Source organism: Nonomuraea sp. NPDC051298, assembly GCF_055586305.1.
Genome location: NZ_JBVJIM010000015.1, coordinates 269,450 through 289,079 on the forward strand (window position 1 = coordinate 269,450; position 19,630 = coordinate 289,079).

Below are 19,630 nucleotides of genomic sequence, written 5' to 3' on the forward strand. Positions count from 1 at the left end.
GGCTCATGAATGGTCGAGGTGGGGAACGCCGGTGTTGATCAGGGCGAGGAGGCGGTCGAGGAGACCGGTGTCGGTGGGGACTGCTCGCTGGCCCAGGCGATGGCGTTGGCGAGTATGAGGAGGTCGGCCATGTCGAGTTGCGCAGGGGCCTTGCCGTGCTGTTGAGCACGGGTGAGCAGGGCGGTTCCTGTGGCGTGGATCGCCTGGTGGCAGGCGGCCAGGGCGGTGCTGGTCTCCGGGGTGGGCTTGGCGATCATCTGAGCCGCGACCAGGCCCCGCATGGATGTCGTGTGGCGGGCGACGGCGCGTAGCCAGGCGTGCAGCGCCTTGTCGGGGGATGGGTGTTCGAGCAGTTCGCGGCCTTGGGCGCAGAGGGCCTGGACGTCGCCGCCGATGATGGCGACCAGGAGGGCTTGGAGGGTGGGGAAGTGGCGGTAGAGCGTGCCGGGTCCTACGCCCGCCCGTTAGGCGATCTTGTTGAGCGAGGCGTGGGGGCCCTGTTCGGCGAACACTGCCCGTGCTGCCTGCAGGAGGCGCTCGCGGTTGTCGAGGACGCACACCCAAGTGCGCGTACGTCCGGAGCGTGAACCCGCAGAGGGCAGAAGCCTATGGGGCGCCGCCCGAGCCCCGGCCCTCCACGGAGAGGGTGACCCGAGACCCCGCCTGTTCAGGCGGCACCGTCAACGGGACCCTGCGGTGAGGCCCAGATAGACAATCAGCACACTGCCTATGACAAGCCCTGCGATGGCCACCGAGGACAGCGCACTTCGCTGCTCCCTACGCGATTTGCCGCGCCGGGTGTGCCTACTTACGCCCTCAATCACAGACGCAAGCACAGCCCAGATGATCGCAGTGAAAACCAGCGGCATCAAGTCCACAAATGTGTCACCCATGATGCGCCCGATCTTGCCGAAGACCACGATGCCGGGCAAGTGCAGGAACCCCGCCGCCGCTTCACAACGCGCTCATGACAAGACACAGTGACATCTGTCTCTCGTTGAGCTATGCATGAGGTCATAGTGGTCTTGTAACGGTCCAGGCCGCACCGGATTGGCCGGAACGCGAGGGGGTCACGCTCGTGACACAACAATCTCTCTTCGCACCAGACCCTAACGCCGCAACCCATAAGCCCGGAGGAAACCTCCCAGAAAGACTTAAACTACTGATCGTTGTCAAAGCAGCGCCAAACCCATCGCAGACGTACGGCGAAACGGTGTGCGTCGCAGCACTACGAATGAATCCCGAGAAGAGCCAATGGGTGCGACTGTATCCCATCAACTTCCGCGCTCTCGACGACCCGAACGCCTTTCGCAAATACGACATAGTGACTCTCGACGCCAAGCCTGCACCCGCAGATCCCAGGCACGAGAGTTGGCGGCCGATCATCCCGACGCTGCAAAAGGTAGGCCGCCTCACCTGACCCGATCATGCCGCGGCCGACAGGGGTCGGCCGCCCCGGGCAGATGCCCCCGACCGGGATCAAAAGCTGTCGGGGAGGCGGAATCCCGCGCGGCCGTACGCGCGGGGTCAGATCGCGCGGGCGGGGTCGTCGAGCCAGACACGTTGCCCGTCCGGGCCGACCGTCATGCCGAACCGGTCGGGGCCGGGCTCGCCCCACCCCACCCAGCGGAAGTAGGCGTCGGCGACCTCGTCCCACAGGGGACGGCCGCCCACCTGGTACACCTCGAACTCGGTTTCGCCGGGCCGCCACTGCACCGTCCCCCACGAGTACGGGTCAGCCGGGTCGGACAGCCACAGCCGGAACAGTTCCCCGTCTTCGTCCCGGTCGTCGGCGTGGACGGAGGCGATCCCGGTCAACGCCGAGATCGCCAGGCCCGCCCCGGGAGGGGCGTACGCGACCGTCCGCGGGTCGATGTCCGTACTCGACCAGTGCCTGTCCTCCGGCCGCCGCGCCGCTCTGGTTCGCGGTTTCCGCTGGGCGCGCATCAGCATGTACGAGGCGAAGCCGGGGAAGCGCCCGTGCGCGACACCGTCAGACCTGACGACGAGCCGCAGGGCGTGGTCGACGCCGAATCCGGGCCGGTACGGAGCCACGATCACCCCGCCCGGCCGGGCCTGCTCGACCCACCCGTACGGCACCGTACGGATGCCGCAGGTGACGTGCACCCGGTCGAAGGGAGCATGCTCGGGGTAACCTTCCGCGCCGTCACCCACCACCAGGTGCGGGTGGACGCCGGCCGCGGCGAGGCTCTTGGCCGCCTGCTCGGCGACCGAGGCGTCCACCTCGATCGACGTCACCGCCCCGCCCGCGCCGACCAGGTGAGACAGCAGGGCGGCGGTCCAGCCGGTTCCGGTGCCGACTTCCAGTACGCGGTGGCCGGGCTCGATGGCCAGCCATTCCAGCAGGTCGGCGACGGTGCTGGGCGCGGAAGCCGACGACGTGTACTCCCCGGCCCCTTCCCGGAGAGGGGTGGCGCCGTCGTCCAACTGGGTGACGATGACGGTGTCGGTGTAGACGGCTGCCATCCAGTCCTGGGGGTCGGCGGCCCGGTCGATGATCCGTTTGCTGTCGTCGCTGGCGTCGGCGAGCCCGACCGGCGGGATGAACAGGTGACGGTGCACGGCGCGGAAGGCGTCGTACACCCGGCCGCCGGCGGGAGAGAGGGCGCTGACCTCACGGATCAGCGCCTCTGTCCGGTCGTCGGGGCCCGTCACTTCCCGCTGCCCTCGCCGCCCTGGTTACCGGTGCCCGCATTGCCGTTGCCGCCGCCGTGCCGGCCACCGCCTTGACGGTCCTTCGACGGCGGCGGCGGTTCGAACGGCTTGTCCTTCTTCTGCTCGCCGCTGTGCTTCCCGCCCATGCTCGGCTCCCCTCAACCTGTGACAACATCTCACCGTGACCGTACGGCTACCGTGCGCGGCGGGCAATGCCGGTTTTCGAAGTCGGGTGCACGGGCTCGGCCGTGAGCGGCGTCTCATAGGTGGTCGCCTGCGGAACGCCGCTCAGTACGCCATGGCACGCTGTGCGACACCTTCGGAGCGCCGCTCTCACCGCTCGCCAACTCCGGAGAAGGCCGGGCAGAGTGCGGCCCTCTGTACGACGCGCGTGAGCGCCACACCACAACGCCGTCGCCGAGCAGATGACAAGACAGCATCGCGACGGACGCCGACGAGGCACAGGGCCCGTCGGCGGCCGATGGTCTACGGGGGCGAGGGCGAGGCCAGAGCGAGGGCGGGGCGGGGCGGGGCGGCGAGGGTCTCACGGACGCCTTCCTCGCCGCCGTGGCCTCGGGCGACGCCGACCTGCTGCGGTCGGACGCTGATGACGCACCGCGTGGCATGGGCCGCCGAACAGGCCCGCCTCACCGGCCAGGCCGTCTCCCTCTGACGGCGGCCACCGCGAGCGGGCCGACCTCTCCCTCACCGGACGACACGCACGGGCGCACGGGCCGACCTCTCCCTCGCCGGACGACACGCACGGACGCGCGGGCCGATCTCGTCATCGCTGGACGACGCGCACGCGACGACGAGATCGCCGCCGCGTGCGCGAGGCTGGTCCGGCCCGGCGGTCAGCGACCGCCGGGACCTGGCCGCGGGGGTCGCTGACCGCCGGGCCCGGGACCGGGCGCGGGGGTCAGCCGCAGTGGACCCGCTCCTTCTTCACGAAGCCGAACTTTCCGTTCCCGCCCCTGACGGACCCCTGAACGGTGATGCACGTGTTGCGGGCGCCCACATAAACGGGACCCGCGTAGTACTTGTAACTCCCGGATTCGCCGTCGGCCCAGGAGCCCGCGCTGGACGTCTTGATCCACACCGACTTGTAGGCGTTGCGGCCGTAGTTCGATCCGGTGCCGAAGGCCACCGCGCAGTTCTTCCCGGCCCTGGAGTTCCACCGGACCTCAAGGCTGCCGTACTTCGCGCCGTCCAACGTGATGTCGTACGTGCCCACCAGGTTGTAACCGGCGCCACACGGACCGGCCGCACTGGCCGGAGCCGCGGTCGCCACCAGCCAGGCGGCAGCCATCGCCACGCTCGCCACGGCGGCGAGCTTGCCACGGATTCGCATGTTTTTCCTTCCTCGACCATCCGCGCCTTCGCGGCCCACCGCTCACGCGGCGCGAACGGGTTCCTGATCTCGCGAAACGGCGGGTACTCAGCCGCAGTGAACGTTCGTCGCATACCGCACGGCGGTGCCGACCGCGCCCACGAGGTCGATGCACGCGCCCTTCGCCGCGACGTACACCGGGCCCGCGTAGTACACAAAGTCGCCGGCTTCGTAGTCGTCCCAGCCGGATCCGCCGCCGACGCGGGAGATGCCCACCGCCTTGTACGTCTTGGTGCCGTTGGCGCTCCCGTAGCCGTAGGCGAGCGCGCAGTTCTTCCCCGAACCGGAGTTGTAGTAGACCTCCAGCGTGCCCTTCTTCGTCCCGGTCTTCGGAATGTTGTAGACACCGACCCGGTTGTAGCCGGCCCCGCAGGGACCCGCCGCGCTCGCCGGAGTAGCGGTCGCGGAGATGAGCCAGGTCGCGAGCATCGCGACACCGACTACGGCGGCCGACGGTTTACGAATACGCATGTTTCTTCTCTCGTGAATCTGGGTAACTGCTCCGAGTCACGATCACGGCATGTGCTGAAAGTCCGCTGAAACCGCCCTGAAGTGCCGAAACACCCTGGGCGGAGGGGCCAGTTCGGCGGCAGTGTGGGCCGGTACCCGGTGGAGGCTCCGCTCAGCCGGAGGCCGCGGTTCGGATGATGCCCAACGACTCCTCGACGCGGTCCGCATGGGTACGGAAGCCGAGCACGCACAGGCGCAGGAAGAACCTCCCGTCGATGGGGTGCCGCTCAGGAGGACCCGCCGGGCGGATTTGATCGTTTCCCAGGACACGCCTGTTCTGTTCGTCCGTGTCGAGCAGCCGGAAGAGCAGCACGGTCAGGTCCGGCGGCCACAGCACCTCGAAGCCGGGCGTCGCCCGCCCGGGTCGGCCAGTCGCTGTCCGCAGTGCGAGCAGGCCGCGCGAGTCCGGCCTACCCCGCGCCCGAGCGGTCCACCGTCGAGCCGCCCCTCCGCGTGGGCGGTGACGCCCTACAGCCGCCAGGCGATCCGGTGCTGGGGCTGGTAGCGGCAGGTGGTGCCGGTCGAGATGGCGGCGCGCAGGTGGGTGGCCAACTCGGGGTGGGCGTGATCGAGCTTGCGCAGGGTGTCGCGGATGCGGGCCGTGACGGTCTTCCTGGCGCGTTCGGTCTCGTCGCCGAGCCGCCGGGCGCGACCGCCGAGCCCCGCCGCCGCCCGCAGCTCTGCCAGCAGGGCGGCCCGCTCCTCGTCCAGCTCTGCCGCCCGCCGGTCGTCGCCCAGCTCGGCGGCCCGGTCGATCTCCTCGTCGAGCCGGGCGAGGTGGCGGCGGTAGCTGGTCTTGGCCTCCTCGTCGAGCACGTCGTCGCCGCCCATCCGGCGGGCCGCGAGGACGACCTCACCGCCCGCGGGGTCGAGCAGCACGACCGCGGGTACGTCGTCGCCCGGGCGGCTCAGCAGGGTGTGCAGGTCGCGCAGGCCCTTGGCGTCGGGCACGTGAGCCACCCTGCCCGCGAACGCCAGCGACCAGACGGCGCCCTCCCGCCGGAACTCGCCCGAGCCCGGGGACGCGGACGCGGACCCGCCGCCGACCGGGACCGGGGACACCGGCCCTTCATCGGTCAGGGCCGAGGACGCCAGCCCCTCATCGGTCAAGGCCGAAGACGTCGGCTCTCCATCGAGCGGGGCCCGGGCCATCGGTCCGCCCGCGCCCAGGGCCTGGGCCGCCGAGCCGTCCGGCGAAGGGGGCACCGCGTTGCCCTCGGCCGGGGCGGGCTCCGGCGCGGGCCCTTCACCGCCGGTCGGGGACGCGAAGGCAGTGGTCGGGGACGCGAAGGCAGTGGTCGAGGGCGCGAAGGCAGTGGTCGGGGACGCGGAGGCGGTGGTTGGGGACGCGGAGGCGGTGGCCGAGGGCGCGGAGGCGGTGGTGGGCCAGTCGTTGCCCAGTAGTGCCAGGGTGCCCCGCGCCGCCGGGCCCGTGAGGGACACGTCGCCGGGGTGGACGTCTCGCCACAGCGACCCCGGCTGCGGCCGTACCCACTCCATCCCCAGCTCCTCCGCCTCCCGGCGCACCCCTTCGAGCAGGCCCTGGGCCTCCGTGGCGGCGCCGCTGGAGAGCAGGGTCTCGGCCAGGTGGGCACGGGCCAGGACGGACCATGGCCGGGCCCCCATCGCGTCGGACGCCCGGTAGGCCGCGGTCAGCTCTTCCACCGCCTCCGCCCAGCGCTCCTCGGCCGCGTCGACCAGGCCCAGCCAGAGGTCGTAAGGACCGCCGATCTCCCAGCCGAACAGCGCCACCGCCCACTGCCCCCGATGCGGCGCCAGCAGGGACCGGGCCCTGGCGCACAGCTCGGGGTCCTGGGTGGCGGCGGCCAGCTCCGCCTGCAGGCGCACCCAGATCGGCTGGATCATGCGGTCGTCGGGCTCCTGGTCGTCGAATCGGCGCAGCGCGGTGTCGAGGTCGCCGGCGTGCAGGGCGGTCAGGGACTCCAGCAGCGGCACGCACGGGTGGCTCGTGCCCCTCAGCTCGCGCAGCAGCCGCTCCTGCTCCTCGACGCGGCCCCGCAGCGCCATCATCGCCCAGCGGTGATGCGCGATCATGTACAGGAAGTGGTCGTGGTGATGGTCGGGCCGGACGGCGCGGATCAGGGACTCGGCCTCGTCGAACCGGCCGGTGAGGCCCGCGATGATGCTCGCGTCGACGTCTGCGGTCATCGCGAGGTGGGGCCGGCCGCCGCCGCGCGCCCTGGCGGCGTAGGTGTGGAACTCGTCGAGGTAGCGGGGGTCGCCCCGTTCGATCATGGCCACCCAGCGCAGGGCGGTGGCGAAGTGTTCGAGATCGGCGTCGGCGGTGCGCCGCGCCACGTGGATCAGCTCGCCCGTCAGCGCCACCCGCTCGTCGGCCGTGCCCGGCCCCCAGATGATGTCGTGGTGGGCCCACAGCCCGAACGCCAGCCCGTCGTCGTCGCCCCGCCCCCTGGCCAGGTTGATCAGGTGGACGACCAGCTCGACCGCGAGCCGCTCGTCGGGCGCCGCGCCGCCGACCAGCCTGTGGTGGGCGTCTCTGAGCTGGGACAGGGCCTTGTCTCTGCCGTAGTGGCTGTGGAAGACGAGCGCGACCCTGGCGGGCAGCTCGGGGTCGTCGACGTCGCGGGCGATGGCGGCGGCCTCGGCGAAGACGCGGGCGGCCTCGTCGCGCTCGTCGAGGTGGTGCAGCTCTCTGCCCAGCTCGAGCGCGACCATGCCGCGCCTGCGCGGGGCCACGGCCGCGCTCAGCTCGTACGCCCTGCGCAGGTGCACGATCTGCTCCTCCCCCGCCAGCCGGCCCTTGGCCTCGCGGGCGGCGTCGAGCAGGAGGTCGATCGCGCGGTCGGGGCTCAACCGGTCGCCCGCGAGGTAGGCGTGCCTGGCCAGGTCGCTGGGCGGCAGCTTGCCCGCCAGGCCGGGCGAGCCCTCAAGGGCGGCGACCACCGCGGCGTGCCGGGCGCGCGGGTCGTCGAGGGAGTCGTAGAGGGTCTCGCGCACCAGGTCATGAGCGAACGCGAACACCCCGCCGCCCTTGGTCACCACGAGCTTGGCCACCACCGCCAGCTCGAGCAGCCGATCGACGTGCGCGACCGGGGCCGCGATGGCGGCGGCGAGCACCTGGCGGTGGAACTCCCTGCCCAGCACCGCCGCGGCCGGCAACAGCTCGGACACCGGCCTCGGCAGCAGCGACAGGCGGCGCAGCAACGCGTCGCGCACGCCGGGCGCGATGGCGCTGGCCGAACCGCCGCTGCGCCACAGCCTGGCGGTCTGCTCGACGAAGAACGGATTGCCGCCCGTACGCAGGTGGACCTCGGCTACCAGGTCGGGCGGCGGCTCGTGACCGGCGGTGCGGGCCATCAGCGCGCCGACGCCCGCCTGGTCGAGCCCGGTGAGCGTGATCGTGGTGGCCTTGGCCACGAGCGGCGACAGCAGGTCGCGCAGCGGGTGGTCGACCGGCTCGACCTCGGCGTCGCGGTAGGCGCCGATCAGCAGCAGCCGTTCGAACCAGGTCTGTTGCGCCGCGAACTCCAGCAGCCGCAGCGAGGCCGGGTCGGCCACGTGGAGGTCGTCGATCACGATCACCACCGGGTGGCGCTGGGCCAGCGCGACCAGGGCGGAGGTGACGGCGTCGAAGAGCTGGAAACCGTCGAGTGCCTGGCCCTGGGCGGGCGGCTCGCCCTCGATGCGGCGGCTCGCGCCTGGGGCCTCGCCGAGCAGGGCGGTCAGACGGCCGCCAGCGGCCGCCTCGGCGGCGGCCCACTCCGCGGGCTCGGCCGCGCGCCGCAGCGCCCTGATGACCTGCACCCACGGCCAGTAGCCCGGGGCGCTGCCGGAGTCCCAGCACGCGCCGCCCACCACCAGCGCGCCGCGGCTCCTGGCCTCACGTGCGGCGCTGGTGACGAGCGTGGTCTTGCCGATGCCAGCCTCGCCGGTGACCAGCACCAGCCCGCCGTGGCTGCCGACGACCCGGCCGATCTCGGCACGCAGCAGCGCGGCGGGGTGCTCCCTGCCGATCAGCTCGTGGGCCGCGACGTCGATAGGCATGACCCTTGCACGTTATCCGCGCGCTCCGACAATTTCCCACTGCCGGGCACCGCCCAGCGCCGGACGCCGCCCAGCGCCGTACGCGACGGGAGCCCGGCGCCGAGCCCCGCCAGGGTCACGACGCCAGGCTCCCGGTGCCGGGCCCTACCAGGCGACCTCCAGGGAGGACAGCCCGTACACGATGCTGGACGTGCGGAACCGCGCGGCGGTGTCGGTGAGCCGCAGGCCGGGGAAGCGGGCCAGCAGCGCGGGGAAGGCGATGCGCAGCTCCATGCGGGCCAGCGGCGCCCCCAGGCAGTGGTGCACGCCGTGCCCGAACGCGAGGTGGCCAGGCGCGCCCCGGGTGAGGTCGAGCGTGTCGGCGTCCGGCATGAGCGACGGGTCGCGGTTGGCGGCGGGCAGGGCGCAGAGCACCAGCTCCCCGGCCTTGATCTGCTGACCGCCGACCTCTGTGTCCACAGTCGCCACCTTGGTGGTGCCCGAGTTGACGATGCTGAGGAAGCGCAGCAGCTCCTCCACCGCCGCCTCGATGCGCTCCGGCTCCCGCCTGAGCAGGTCGAGCTGCTCGGGGTTGCGCAGCAGCGCCAGCGTGCCCAGGGCGAGCATGTTGGAGGTGGTCTCGTGCCCGGCGAACAGCAGCAGCCCGCCGATCCCCACCAGCTCGTCGGTGGACAGGTCGTCGCCGTGCTCGCGGACGAGCATGCCGAGCAGCTCCTCGCCCGGGTCCGCCTGGACGCGGGCGACCAACCCTTCCATGTACGCCCGTTGCTCGAACTGGAGCCTCATCCGCTCCTCGCCCGGCACGGTCATGTCGAGCATCCGGTTCGTACGCCGCTGGAACCCCTCCCGGTCCTCGTACGGCACCCCCAGCAGCTCGCAGATCACCAGCGACGGGATCGGCAGCGCGAACGACGGCACCAGATCGGCGGGCGCCCCTGCGGCCTCCATGGCGTCGAGGTGGTCGGCCACGATGCGCTCGATCCGCGGTTCCAGCCGCCGCATCCTGCGGATGGTGAACTCGGGGGTCAGCATCCTGCGCAGCCGCGTGTGCTCGGGCGGGTCGACGCCGAGCAGGTTGCCCGCGCGTACTTTGGCGAGCTGCTCCTCCGTCATCGGCGGCGCTCCGGGCAGCCGCCCCATGGTCTGCGGGGCGACCTTGAATCGCTCGGCGTCGCCGAGCACCTCCCGCACGTCGGCGTGGCGCGTCACGAGCCAGGCGTCGTCTCCGAACGCCGTCGCGACCCGTTTGACCCGCTCATCGTCCCGCGCGGCCGCCAGCTCCGGCGCGGGATCGAACTCCACCCGCCGCATGTGCAGCGGCATCGTCGAGGTCTCGCTCATGCAATCCCCTGGATGATCCTGGATTTTTGTGATCAACCGTACTGATCGCCGGGGACGGTCCACTAGTTGCGGTCTTCAATCGTTGTGCTCCCGTACGCCGCGGAGCAGGGTTGCCGGGTCAGGGCGGCGTAAGACATGGACCTCCGTCCCGCTTTGTAAGCCTTCGGCGGCTTCTTACCAAGAAGGGGTGTAGATCGACGAAGGGAGCATGGCCGGTGCGGTTGAAACGGGCGGCACTCGCCACGGACCCCGTGGCGTTCGAAGCCTTCTACCGGCGGCACATCGAAGCGGTCACCCGGTTCCTGGCCCGCCGGATCGACGACCCGCACACGGTCGCCGACCTGGTGGCCGACGTCTTCCTCGCGGTGCTCGACTCGGCCCACACCTACCGGCCGGGCAAGGGCAGCGAGATCGCCTGGCTGTACGGCGTGGCACGCAACACGCTGTCGGCCGAGCGGCGGCGGGCGCTGAAGGAGTCGCAGCTCACGCATCGGGTGAGCGGGCGGCGTCCGCTGGCGGGTGACGACGTGGCCAGGCTGGAGGAGCGCATCGACGCGGAGCGGCCCGCCAGGCTGGCGTTCGAGGCCATGGCCGACCTGCCGGACGGGGAGCGCGCCGTGCTGGAACTGGTCGTGCTCGAACAGCTCACCGTCACCGAGGCGGCGGCGGCGCTCGGCATCCGATCGGGAACCGCCATGGTACGGCTCCACCGCGCGCGGAAGACCCTCCGGAACCTGCCCTTCGTCCTGGAAGGAACGACCTGATGACCTTCGAGGAGCAGTTGCTGATGGACCTCAAGACCGAGATCGCCGCACGTGCCGAGCGCGCCCGCCTGGTACGCCGCCGCCTGTTCACCGGAGTGGCCGTGGCCGCGCTCGCGGGGGCCGCGGCCGTCGCGCTGCCGCTGCTGACCGGCTCCGAGCAGCCCGCGTACGCGGTGAGCGAGAACGCGGACGGCACGATCCGGGTGGAGATCAACGAGTTCAGGGACGCCGACAAGCTGGAAGGAGACCTCGCGAAGCTGGGTGTCACGGCCGACGTCACCTACCTCCGGCCGGGTATGACGTGCGAGGGCACGAGGGGGCGGATCGCCGGGGACCCCGAATCCATGACCGAGGGGAACTACGAGGAGTCCCTCTCGTACAAGGCCGCCCGGCCGCGCGGGGCGGGCGTCGAAATCTCCCCCAAATACCTCAAAGACGGCCTCACGGTGATGATGGAGGTCACCGAGAACGCGGACCAGACCTCCGGCCCGGAGAAGCCACGGGCGTTGTGGCAGCTCCGTGCGCTGGTGATGGACGGGCCGGTCCAGCCCTGCGTCCCGGTCGAGGACCCGACCTGGGACGACCTCGGCGGCCCCGAGGGCCAGCCCCCGGCCGGGAGCTGACCCGCCGTGATTGATCTCACATAGCGGTACGATTGGTCTTACCAGCTAAGACATGCCCTAGAGTCGCGGAGCATGACACCCTGGGAGATGGTCGCGGTGCTCGCGGCCGGCGTCGCGGGCGGAGCGATCAACACCGTCGTCGGCTCCGGATCGCTCATCACCTTCCCCACGCTACTCGCCGTCGGCCTGCCGCCGATCACGGCGAACGTCTCCAACAACATCGGCCTCGTCCCCGGCGGGCTGACCGGTGTCATGGGCTACCGGGCCGAGCTGAGCGGGCAGCGCGCCCGGCTGCTCCGGCTGGCCCCCGCCTCGCTGGCGGGTTCGCTGGCCGGTGCCGTGCTGCTGCTCAGCCTGCCCGAGCGGACGTTCACGGCGGTCGTCACCGTGCTCATCGCGCTGTCGTGCGCCCTGGTCATGATCCAGCCCCGGCTGAGCCGCCTGCTGGCCGACCGGCCCCGGCACGCGCACGGCGGCCCATGGCTGTGGCTGGGCGCGCTGGCGGCCGGCGCGTACGGCGGCTACTTCGGCGCGGGCCAGGGCATCCTGCTCATCGGCCTGATGGGCGTCCTGCTCGACGAGGACCTGCAACGGATCAACGCCGCCAAGAACGTCCTCGTCGTGCTGGTCAACGCCGCGGCCGCCGTCCTGTACGCGCTCGTCGCCCACGTCGACTGGCTCGCGGTGCTGCTGGTAGCGCTGGGCTCGATGGCGGGCGGGTTCGTGGGCGCGCGGATGGGCCGCAGGCTGCCGGCCCCGGTGCTGCGCGGGGTGATCGTGTGCATCGGGGTCGTGGCCATCGCCAAGCTGCTGACCGAGTGACCCGCCCGGTCAGCCCACCAACCCCAGGAGAAACGCGACCGGCACGAACGCCACCCCCAGCCCCAGCACCCACCACCGGGGCGCGGGGCCGTCGCGCAGCACGGTGACGCCGAGCGGCACCAGGGCGACGGCCAGCCCCGCCAGGCCCTGGAGGACCGGGCGTCAGGCGAACGGGCGGGCCATCTGGTCGAGGATCTCGGCCGCGACCTCGCGCAGCGTACGGGCCTCCCGCTCCTCCGTCCACACCTGCGCGGCCAGCCGCATCGCCACCAGGAAGGCCGCTGCGAGCACCCTGGGCGGCGCCGAGGCCGGTCGCCCGTCGATCGCGTCGGCGAGGTCGCGCTCCAGCGCCGCATGGTTGGCGAGCTGCCTGGCCAGCAGCGACGGGTGCCGCCTGGCCAGCCGGGCCCGCGTCGCCGACTCGCGCTCCGGCTCTCCCATCTCCCGGTTGAGGCGGTCGGCCGAGCCCCGCAGCGCCTGCCAGGCCGGCATCTCGGGCGGCTGCTCCCTTACCCAGTCGACCAGGGCCCTGATGCGCTGCTCCTCCCCGTAGAGCAGCGCGTCCTCCTTGCCGGAGAAGTAGTTGGAGAACGTGCGCCGCGAGATGTTCGCCGCGTCGGCGATCGCCTCGACGGTGACGGCGTCGAACCCGTGCTCGATCACGAGCCGCAGCGCCGCCTCGTGGACGGCCTGGCGCGTCTCGGCCTTCTTGCGCTCGCGCAACCCCATGGTCGTCTCCATGATGCGGCCAGCCTACCGTCAGGGCTGACGTGCGCTCCGTGAGCAACGGCACGTGGAGAGGCGTGCGAGCCCCGGCTGCGGTCAGGGCTCGCACAAGATCATTCTGCCCTATGTCGATCATGGACCGTGCTACGGGGGCGTCGCCGGGAGACCCTCCCCGGAGGGAAAGAGACGATGGACGAATGAGGGAGAAGCCAGCAAACTCGCGAGGTGGGACGGAGTAAACCTGCACTGTTACGGAGACCCCGATGGCAAGCCTGGCTTCTCCTTCGCTGGTCGGGCGCGAGCCCCAGTTGCGATTACTCGTCGCCGCCGTCAGCGGCCCGCCCGCCGTCATCCAGGTGCAGGGTGAGGCGGGCATCGGCAAGACCAGCCTCGTCAGGGCGGCGACCGGCCTGCTCCCCGACGGCACGCGAACCGTGCTGCACGGCCACTGCCAGCAGATCCGCGAGCCCTTCCCGTACGGGCCGGTGTTCGACGCGCTGCGGCACGCCGGGGTGGCCCTGCCCGGCCGCGACCGGCTCAGCCCCGTCACCGGGGCGCTGCGCGGCTACCTGCCCGAGCTGGCGGGACACCTGCCGCCGGCCCCCTCCCCGTCGCCGCTGGACGACCCCCGCGCCGAGCGGCACCGCCTGTTCCGCGCGGTGCACGCGCTGCTGGGCGCGGCCGGGCCGGTCGTGCTCGTGGTCGAGGACCTGCACTGGGCCGACGACGGCACCCGTGACCTGCTGCGGTTCCTGACCGACCAGCCGCCGGAGGGGCTGGCGCTGGTGGTCACGTTCCGCAGGGAGGAGCTGCCGGTGCCGGGGCTGCCGTTCGGGCACGCGTACCGGCGGGTGCCGGGGGTGCGCAGCGAGGTGATCTCGCTGACGCCGCTCGACGTCGAGGGGGTGCGCAGCCTGGCGGGGGCGCTGCTCGGCCACTCCGCGCCGACCCCCGCCTTCGCCGCCAAGCTGCACGAACGCACCGCCGGGGTGCCGTTCGTGATCGAGGAGGTCGTACGGTCGCTGCTCGACGGCGACGGACGGCTGCCCGAGCCGGGCGCGCTCGACCGCATGCCCGTGCCGGTGCTGCTGGGCGAGGCCATGGCCGAGCGGCTCACCGGGCTGTCACCGGCCGCGCTGCGCGCCGTGCACGCCGCCGCCGTCCTGGGCCTGCCGGCCGACGAACCGCTGATCAACGCCGTCTCCGGCGGCGACCCCGCCGAGCCGGGGCTGAGCCAGGCGCTGCAGGCCGGGGTGCTGCTGGAACAGCAGGACGGCCAGTACGGCTTCCGCCACGCCCTCGCCCGCCAAGCCGTCTACGACGCCATCCCCGGCCCCGACCGCCGTCTCATCCACCGGCGGGCCATGTCCGCGCTGGCCGCGCTCGACCCGCCGCCGCTCGTCCAGCTCGCCCACCACGCCCGCCGCGCCGGCGACGTCGCGGCCTGGCAGCGCCACGGGAGCGCCGCCGCCGACCACGCCGCCGCCATCGGCGACATCCCGCTCGCCGTCGAACTGCTCGAAGGGCTGCTCGCCGACCAGAAACTGTCGCAGGAGGCCAGGGGCCCGCTGGCGCTGCGGCTCAGCCGGATCGCCGCGATCGGCCTGTCGCACCGCCGCGTCGTACGCATCCTGCGTCACCTGCTCGCCGACGACCTCCTGTCCCGGCGGGCCCGCGGCGAGGCCCGGCTCAACCTGGGCGTGCTGCTGTCCAACCAGGCCGGGGCGATCACCGCGGGCCGCAGGGAGATCCTGGCCGCGCTGCCCGACCTGGCCGACAACCCGTGCCTGGCCGCCCGCGGGCTGGCCCTGCTGGCGATGCCGTCGTGGGGCGGCGAGCCGCTGGCCATGCACGAGGAGTGGATGGCGCGGGCGGAGAAGCTGGTGGCCGAGGGCCGCGACCCCGAGCTGACCGCCGCCGTGCTGGCCAACAAGGTCAGCATCGCCATGCTGGTCGGCTCGCAGGAGGCGTTCGAGCTGGCCGAGACGCTGCCGGCCAACGACCCGTCCGCGGCGGTGCGCAGGCAGGTGGCGCGCGGCTACTCCAACGTGTACGACGCCGCCCTCGCCCTCGGCCACTACCGCGCGGCCGAACGCTTCGGCGACCGGGCCAGGCGGATCGCCGAGGAGACCGGCGCGCTCTACCCGGTGTTCCTCGTCCAGATGTCCTCACTCCGGCTCGACCTGCTGACCGGCCGCTGGGACGGCCTGCGCGAGCGGGCGGCGGCGGCCGTGGAGATGACGTACGAGGCCCCGCTGCTGGCGGTGGAGGCCCGGCTCGCGCTCGGCGTGCTGGGCCTGGCCAGGGGCGAGTGGGACGAGGCCGGCGAGCACCTGGAGGCGGCCGGCGTCCGCGACCTGGACTCCGGCTTCCTGCCGGTCGCCCTGGCCGGCTCCAGCGGGCTGGTCGAGCTGCACCTGACCAGGGGCGCGCTGGAGGCGGCGCTGGCCGCAGCCGACCTGGCGGTGACCCGGCTGCGGCACAAGGGCGTGTGGGTGTGGGGCGACCAGCTCGTGCCGGCCGCCGTCGCCGCGCTGCTGAGGGCCGGGCGGCCGGAGGAGGCGGCGGGGCTGGTGGCCGAGTTCGCGGCGGGCATCGAGGGCAGGACCGCGCCGTCCGCGCACGCCGGGCTCGATCTCGCGCGGGGCGCGCTGGCCTGGGACGCGGGCGCGCCCGACGAGGCGGCGCGGTGCTACGCGCGGGCGGGGGCCGCCTACCGGGCGATGCCGCGCCCGTACGGGGCGGCGCGGGCGGCCGAGTCGGAGGCGGGCACGCGGATCGCGCTCGGCGACCGGGACCGGGCCGCCGATCTGATCGCCGAGGCGCTCGAACGGTACGCGGCGCTCGGCGCCACCCACGACGCGGCCCGCTGCCGGCGGCTGCTGCGCGAGATCGGCCCCGACCGGAGCAGGTCCGCCGCGCCGCGCCGGGGGCGGAAGGCGACCGGTGGGGTGCTGTCCCCACGGGAGAGCGAGGTGGCCAGGCTGGTGGCGCTCGGGCGGACGAACAGGGAGATCGCCGAGGTGCTGTTCCTGTCCCAGCGGACGGTGGACACGCACGTGGCCCGCGTGCTGCAGAAGCTCGGCGTGCGCACGCGGGCGGAGGTGAAGGAGCCCCGGCCGCAGGACCGGCCGGGGCCCGTCACCCCCGAGACTTCGGGCGGCTGACCCCGTCTCGCGCGGACCCGCCGCCCAGGGGTCCGCCGCGCCCTCCTCCCCTACGGCGGTAGCGGGGAGGAGGGCGGAGACGGGGTCAGACCGTGATGCTCCAGGAGCTGAGGACGCCGGTGTCGCCGGAGTAGACGTCCTCGATGTCGAGCACCCAGGTGCCGGCCGCCTGCTGGCTCACCGGGACGGAGAACGTCCTGGTGCCGTACGGGGTGCAGGTGGTGCCGCCGTAGCGGTCCACCACGTACCAGGTGCCGTTGGGACCGCGTACCCAGATGTCGAGGTCCTCCGCGCACGTGTGGTTGATCGTGATGGACAGCTTGACCGGGGAGGTCGCGGTGCCCGTCGCGGTGGAGGTGATCGAACTCTGGGTGTTGCTGAAGTCGTAGATCGGATAGTCGGTGTCGTTGGTGAACGTCCTGCCGCCCGAGGTGCCCTGGACGGTCAGCCCGTACGTCGTCGTCCGCGTGGCCGTCTCACCCGTGCCGGTCACGGTGACGGTGTAGCTGCCCGACGGCGTCGTCGGAGCGGTCGCGATCGTCAGCGTGGCCGACCCGCCGGAGGTCACCGAGGCCGGGTTGAACGTGGCCGTCGCGCCCGTCGGGAGCCCGGAGGCCGACAGGTTCACGGTCTGGGCGGTGCCCGCCGTGGTGCTGGTGCCGATCGTGGACGTGGCCGACGAGCCCGCCTGCACGGTGCCAGAGCCCGGGTTCGCCGAGACCGAGAAGTCACGCGTGGGCGGGGTGCCGCCGACCGCCTGCTTCCAGACCGCGTACATCGCCGCGTCCGCCGCCCGGTCCAGGATCGTGTCGTTGATGTTGCTGCTGGTGTCGCAGGCGGAGTGGTAGCAGGAGTCGTACGCGCGCCCGGACTGGCCGCCCCACTTGGCCGCCTGCGCCGCCGTCTTCGTGGCGCTGGCACCCGCCGCGACGCCCGAGCTGGCGATGCCGGCGTTGCGGAAGGAGGCGTCGTCGGAACGGTTGGCGCCCTCGACGTTCTCCTCGGGCTGGAGGCTCAGCCGGTCGTAGAACTCCTTGAGGAACGCGGCCCCGGTCGTGTTGATGTTGTTGATGAAGTAGCCGCCGTTGGTGGAGCCGGTCATGTCGTAGTTGTAGTAGACCTTGATCCGCTGGCGGTCGGCGGCGCTGAGCGAGGCGACGTAGTACTCCGAGCCGTTCAGCCCCTGCTCCTCGTCGGTCCACCAGGCAAACCTCACGTGCTTGGCCAGCGTCGGGTTCGTCTGTGCCAGGGTCAGCGCGACCTCCAGCAGGTTCGCCGAGCCCGAGCCGTTGTCGTTGATGCCCGGTCCGGCGGCGACGCCGTCGAGGTGGGCGCCCGACATGATGACCTGGTTCTCGTCGCCGCCCGGCCAGTCGGCGATCAGGTTCGGGCCCGCGCCGCTGGTGCAGTAGGTGGTGGTGCAGCTCTGCCTGACGACGTTGTAGCCGGCCGCGCGCAGCTTCTGCTCCACGTACGAGACCGACTGCAGGTAGCCGTTGGTGGTGGACCTGCGGTTGTTGCCGTTGCTGGTGGCGATCGACTGGAACTGCGACAGGTGCGTCTTGATGTTGGCCAGGCTGACGTCCGGCGGGTCGCCGCCGCCCGGCCCCTGCCCGACGGTGAGGCCGTAGGTGGCGGTGTGCGTGGTCGCCCCCGCGCCCGTGACGGTCACCTGGTACGGCCCCTGCGCCGTGCCCGAGCCGACCGACAACGTCAGCGTCGAGGAGTTGCCCGAGGTCACCGACGACGGGTTGAAGCTCGCCGTGGTGCCGCTCGGCAGCCCCGACGCCGACAGGTTGACGGTCTGGGCGCTGCCCGAGGTCGTCTGCGTGTTGACCGTGACCGTCAGTTGCTGCCCCGGCGACGCGTTGCCCGACGACGGGTTGAGCGAGAGCGAGAAGTCGTTGCCCGGCGTGCCGCACGCCGGCTCGCCCGAGGCCGCCGCCACGCTGACCGCGCTCCAGGCGGCCTTGGTGGTGTTGCACTCCGCGCTGTTGGCGCCGAACAGCTCGATGACGGCCGAGACGGAGGCCGCGCGGACGTTCGTGTACCGCCAGGTGGAGGTCTTGCGGGAGAGGGCGCCCATGAAGATCTTGCCGGCGTTCTGGATGCCGATGCCGGTGACCGACGACGGGCCGCCGGAGCAGATCGGGCTGGACGGCTTGCCGCCGCCCGGGTTGTTGCCCTCGGCCAGCAGGTAGAACCAGTGGTTCAGCGGGCCGGCCGCCGCGTGCACCTCGGTGCTGGGGATCGAGGAGGAGTAGCAGTTCGGGTCGCCGAGCGCGCCCGGGTTGTACATGTTGCGGATCGGGCCCTGCCCGACCAGGTCGACCTCCTCGCCCACCAGGTAGTCCGGCGGGTCACTGGGGTGGTTGGCGTAGTGCTCGGTGAGCGCGCCGAAGATGTCGCCGGTGCTCTCGTTGATGCCGCCGTTCTCGTTGCCGGAGCCGGCGCCGCCCGGGGTGGTCTGGAAGATCGCGTGCCCGTACTCGTGGGCCACGACGTCGATCGGGGTCGCCTGCTGCGTGTTGGCCTGGTTGTGGCCGAAGTTGGTGTAGCTGCCGTTCCAGTACGCGTTGACGTCGTTCAGCCCGACCCTGGCGGGGAAGCCGCGGCCGCTGCCGTTGATGCCGTTGCGGCCGAGCCAGTCGCGCAGCATGTCCCACTCGCGCTGCACGCCGTAGAGGGCGTCCACGCAGGCGGTCTCCAGGTTCGTGCCCTGGCCGTTGCCCCACGCGTCGTCCGTGCCGGTGTAGGCGGTGCCGCCCTGGCCGCCGCACTGGATGCCGGGCCTGGTGCCGTCGGTCATCGAGTACGAGCTGCCGGAGCCGCTCGTGCCGATGGTGACCTGGCCGTAGTAGTAGCCGTTGCCGGTGCCGGCGCGTACGAGGTCGTAGGAGTCGGCCACCTTGCCGGTGCGCGCGTCCACGAACACGTGCTGGACGCTCGGCTTGCCCGCGGCGATGCCGCTGACCACGGCCTCCCACGCCAGCCGGGGCTGGTCGCCCCAGGCCAGCACGACCAGGCGGGGCGCCGCGGTGTCGTCCACCCGCTCCAGCCTGGTCCTGGCGACCTCGGTGGCCCGGTCGGCGCCGATCGTGGCCTTGGTCGGGACGCCCCGCGGGCTCGGCCCGGTCGCCGCGACCGTGTCCCTGACGTGGCCCGCCGCGTCGGTGACCACGACGGCGTCGCCGCCGACCACCGGCAGGCCCTTGTACGTGCGCTCGTACGCGACGTAGAACATGTCGCTCGCGCCCGGCGTCACCGAGACCCGGCTGTAGGCCTCGTCAGGGCCTCGGGTCAGCTCGTCGAGCTGGCTGGAGACGGCCTTGTCCGCGACCGCCGCCGCGAGCGAGGCGGGGTCGGCGGCCGTCCGGCTCTCCTGGGACCTGGCGGCCCCGGGAGGACCGGCGGCGTTCGCGGGGGTCGCGGGTAACACCATCGTCGCGGCCGTGGCCATGCCCACGACCGTGGCGAGTAAGGCTTTGCGTTTCACGGCAGTGTTGCTCCTTTCTGGGGTCCCCGGGCCGCAGGGCGCTTGTGAGCGCGGGACGGCCGGCGCGTAACCCGGGATCGCCTGGATTC

At 72.4% G+C, this 19,630-nt stretch carries 15 protein-coding genes; 4 read left to right on the top strand and 11 right to left on the bottom strand.

Features of this window, described 5'->3' with window-relative positions; genetic code table 11:
* Window positions 1–38: 38 nt before the first annotated feature.
* The 9 genes from ACZ6S0_RS35775 to ACZ6S0_RS35815 form a co-directional block, all read right to left on the bottom strand.
* Window positions 39–407: an SbtR family transcriptional regulator gene (locus tag ACZ6S0_RS35775; RefSeq protein WP_465923778.1), complete on the bottom strand. Its 369-nt coding sequence runs from the start codon at window positions 405–407 to the stop codon at window positions 39–41.
* Window positions 408–680: 273 nt separating this feature from the next.
* Window positions 681–932, bottom strand: a complete 252-nt coding sequence (locus ACZ6S0_RS35780) for a hypothetical protein (RefSeq protein WP_465923757.1) — start codon at window positions 930–932, stop codon at window positions 681–683.
* 595 nt (window positions 933–1,527) lie between these two features.
* Window positions 1,528–2,676 (bottom strand): methyltransferase domain-containing protein, encoded by a 1,149-nt coding sequence (locus tag ACZ6S0_RS35785; RefSeq protein ID WP_465923758.1) that lies wholly within the window; start codon window positions 2,674–2,676, stop codon window positions 1,528–1,530.
* Complete coding sequence (locus ACZ6S0_RS35790; RefSeq protein ID WP_344887773.1) at window positions 2,673–2,822, bottom strand: hypothetical protein; 150 nt, start codon at window positions 2,820–2,822, stop codon at window positions 2,673–2,675. Before ACZ6S0_RS35790 ends, ACZ6S0_RS35785 begins: the two co-directional genes overlap by 4 nt.
* Window positions 2,823–3,595: 773 nt before the next feature.
* Window positions 3,596–4,027, bottom strand: a complete 432-nt coding sequence (locus ACZ6S0_RS35795; protein ID WP_465923759.1) for a hypothetical protein — start codon at window positions 4,025–4,027, stop codon at window positions 3,596–3,598.
* An 87-nt stretch (window positions 4,028–4,114) separates the two neighbouring features.
* Window positions 4,115–4,537 (bottom strand): hypothetical protein, encoded by a 423-nt coding sequence (locus tag ACZ6S0_RS35800; RefSeq protein WP_465923760.1) that lies wholly within the window; start codon window positions 4,535–4,537, stop codon window positions 4,115–4,117.
* A 151-nt stretch (window positions 4,538–4,688) separates the two neighbouring features.
* Entirely contained in the window at window positions 4,689–4,913 is a 225-nt protein-coding gene (locus ACZ6S0_RS35805) for a hypothetical protein (RefSeq protein ID WP_465923761.1), read from the bottom strand.
* Window positions 4,914–5,044: 131 nt separating this feature from the next.
* Window positions 5,045–8,602, bottom strand: coding sequence for an ATP-binding protein (locus ACZ6S0_RS35810; protein ID WP_465923762.1), 3,558 nt, complete (start codon window positions 8,600–8,602; stop codon window positions 5,045–5,047).
* A 144-nt stretch (window positions 8,603–8,746) separates the two neighbouring features.
* On the bottom strand, window positions 8,747–9,943 hold the full coding sequence (locus tag ACZ6S0_RS35815) for a cytochrome P450 (protein WP_465923763.1): 1,197 nt from the start codon (window positions 9,941–9,943) through the stop codon (window positions 8,747–8,749).
* 215 nt (window positions 9,944–10,158) lie between these two features.
* Here ACZ6S0_RS35815 and ACZ6S0_RS35820 point away from each other — a divergent pair, with 215 nt between their 5' ends.
* The 3 genes from ACZ6S0_RS35820 to ACZ6S0_RS35830 all read left to right on the top strand — a co-directional run bounded on the left by ACZ6S0_RS35820 (window position 10,159) and on the right by ACZ6S0_RS35830 (window position 12,152).
* Window positions 10,159–10,707 carry an RNA polymerase sigma factor gene (locus ACZ6S0_RS35820; protein WP_465923764.1) on the top strand — a complete coding sequence of 183 codons (549 nt, stop codon included), beginning with the start codon at window positions 10,159–10,161 and terminating at the stop codon, window positions 10,705–10,707.
* The gene (locus ACZ6S0_RS35825; protein ID WP_465923765.1) at window positions 10,707–11,330 is read left to right on the top strand and encodes a hypothetical protein; all 624 of its coding nucleotides are present in this window, start codon (window positions 10,707–10,709) and stop codon (window positions 11,328–11,330) included. Before ACZ6S0_RS35820 ends, ACZ6S0_RS35825 begins: the two co-directional genes overlap by 1 nt.
* Before the next feature lie 72 nt (window positions 11,331–11,402).
* A complete protein-coding gene (locus tag ACZ6S0_RS35830; protein ID WP_465923766.1) occupies window positions 11,403–12,152 on the top strand; it encodes a sulfite exporter TauE/SafE family protein in 750 nt (249 codons plus the stop codon).
* A 162-nt stretch (window positions 12,153–12,314) separates the two neighbouring features.
* On the opposite strand, the gene ACZ6S0_RS35835 is transcribed toward ACZ6S0_RS35830, so the two are convergent.
* Window positions 12,315–12,893 (bottom strand): TetR family transcriptional regulator, encoded by a 579-nt coding sequence (locus tag ACZ6S0_RS35835; protein ID WP_465923767.1) that lies wholly within the window; start codon window positions 12,891–12,893, stop codon window positions 12,315–12,317.
* Window positions 12,894–13,141: 248 nt separating this feature from the next.
* Here ACZ6S0_RS35835 and ACZ6S0_RS35840 point away from each other — a divergent pair, with 248 nt between their 5' ends.
* Window positions 13,142–16,045: a helix-turn-helix transcriptional regulator gene (locus ACZ6S0_RS35840; protein WP_465923768.1), complete on the top strand. Its 2,904-nt coding sequence runs from the start codon at window positions 13,142–13,144 to the stop codon at window positions 16,043–16,045.
* A gap of 85 nt (window positions 16,046–16,130) precedes the next feature.
* Here the strand turns inward: ACZ6S0_RS35840 and ACZ6S0_RS35845 are convergent, their stop codons facing one another.
* Complete coding sequence (locus tag ACZ6S0_RS35845; RefSeq protein WP_465923769.1) at window positions 16,131–19,541, bottom strand: M20/M25/M40 family metallo-hydrolase; 3,411 nt, start codon at window positions 19,539–19,541, stop codon at window positions 16,131–16,133.
* Window positions 19,542–19,630: the final 89 nt, after the last annotated feature.

Excerpts from the sequence above, each read along its gene's own strand:
- ACZ6S0_RS35790 (WP_344887773.1), bottom strand. The coding sequence starts at position 2,822 with ATGGGCGGGAAGCACAGCGGCGAGCAGAAGAAGGACAAGCCGTTCGAA.
- ACZ6S0_RS35795 (WP_465923759.1), bottom strand. The coding sequence starts at position 4,027 with ATGCGAATCCGTGGCAAGCTCGCCGCCGTGGCGAGCGTGGCGATGGCT.
- ACZ6S0_RS35800 (WP_465923760.1), bottom strand. The coding sequence starts at position 4,537 with ATGCGTATTCGTAAACCGTCGGCCGCCGTAGTCGGTGTCGCGATGCTC.
- ACZ6S0_RS35810 (WP_465923762.1), bottom strand. The coding sequence starts at position 8,602 with ATGCCTATCGACGTCGCGGCCCACGAGCTGATCGGCAGGGAGCACCCC.
- ACZ6S0_RS35815 (WP_465923763.1), bottom strand. The coding sequence starts at position 9,943 with ATGAGCGAGACCTCGACGATGCCGCTGCACATGCGGCGGGTGGAGTTC.
- ACZ6S0_RS35825 (WP_465923765.1), top strand. The coding sequence starts at position 10,707 with ATGACCTTCGAGGAGCAGTTGCTGATGGACCTCAAGACCGAGATCGCC.
- ACZ6S0_RS35830 (WP_465923766.1), top strand. The coding sequence starts at position 11,403 with ATGACACCCTGGGAGATGGTCGCGGTGCTCGCGGCCGGCGTCGCGGGC.
- ACZ6S0_RS35835 (WP_465923767.1), bottom strand. The coding sequence starts at position 12,893 with ATGGAGACGACCATGGGGTTGCGCGAGCGCAAGAAGGCCGAGACGCGC.
- ACZ6S0_RS35840 (WP_465923768.1), top strand. The coding sequence starts at position 13,142 with ATGGCAAGCCTGGCTTCTCCTTCGCTGGTCGGGCGCGAGCCCCAGTTG.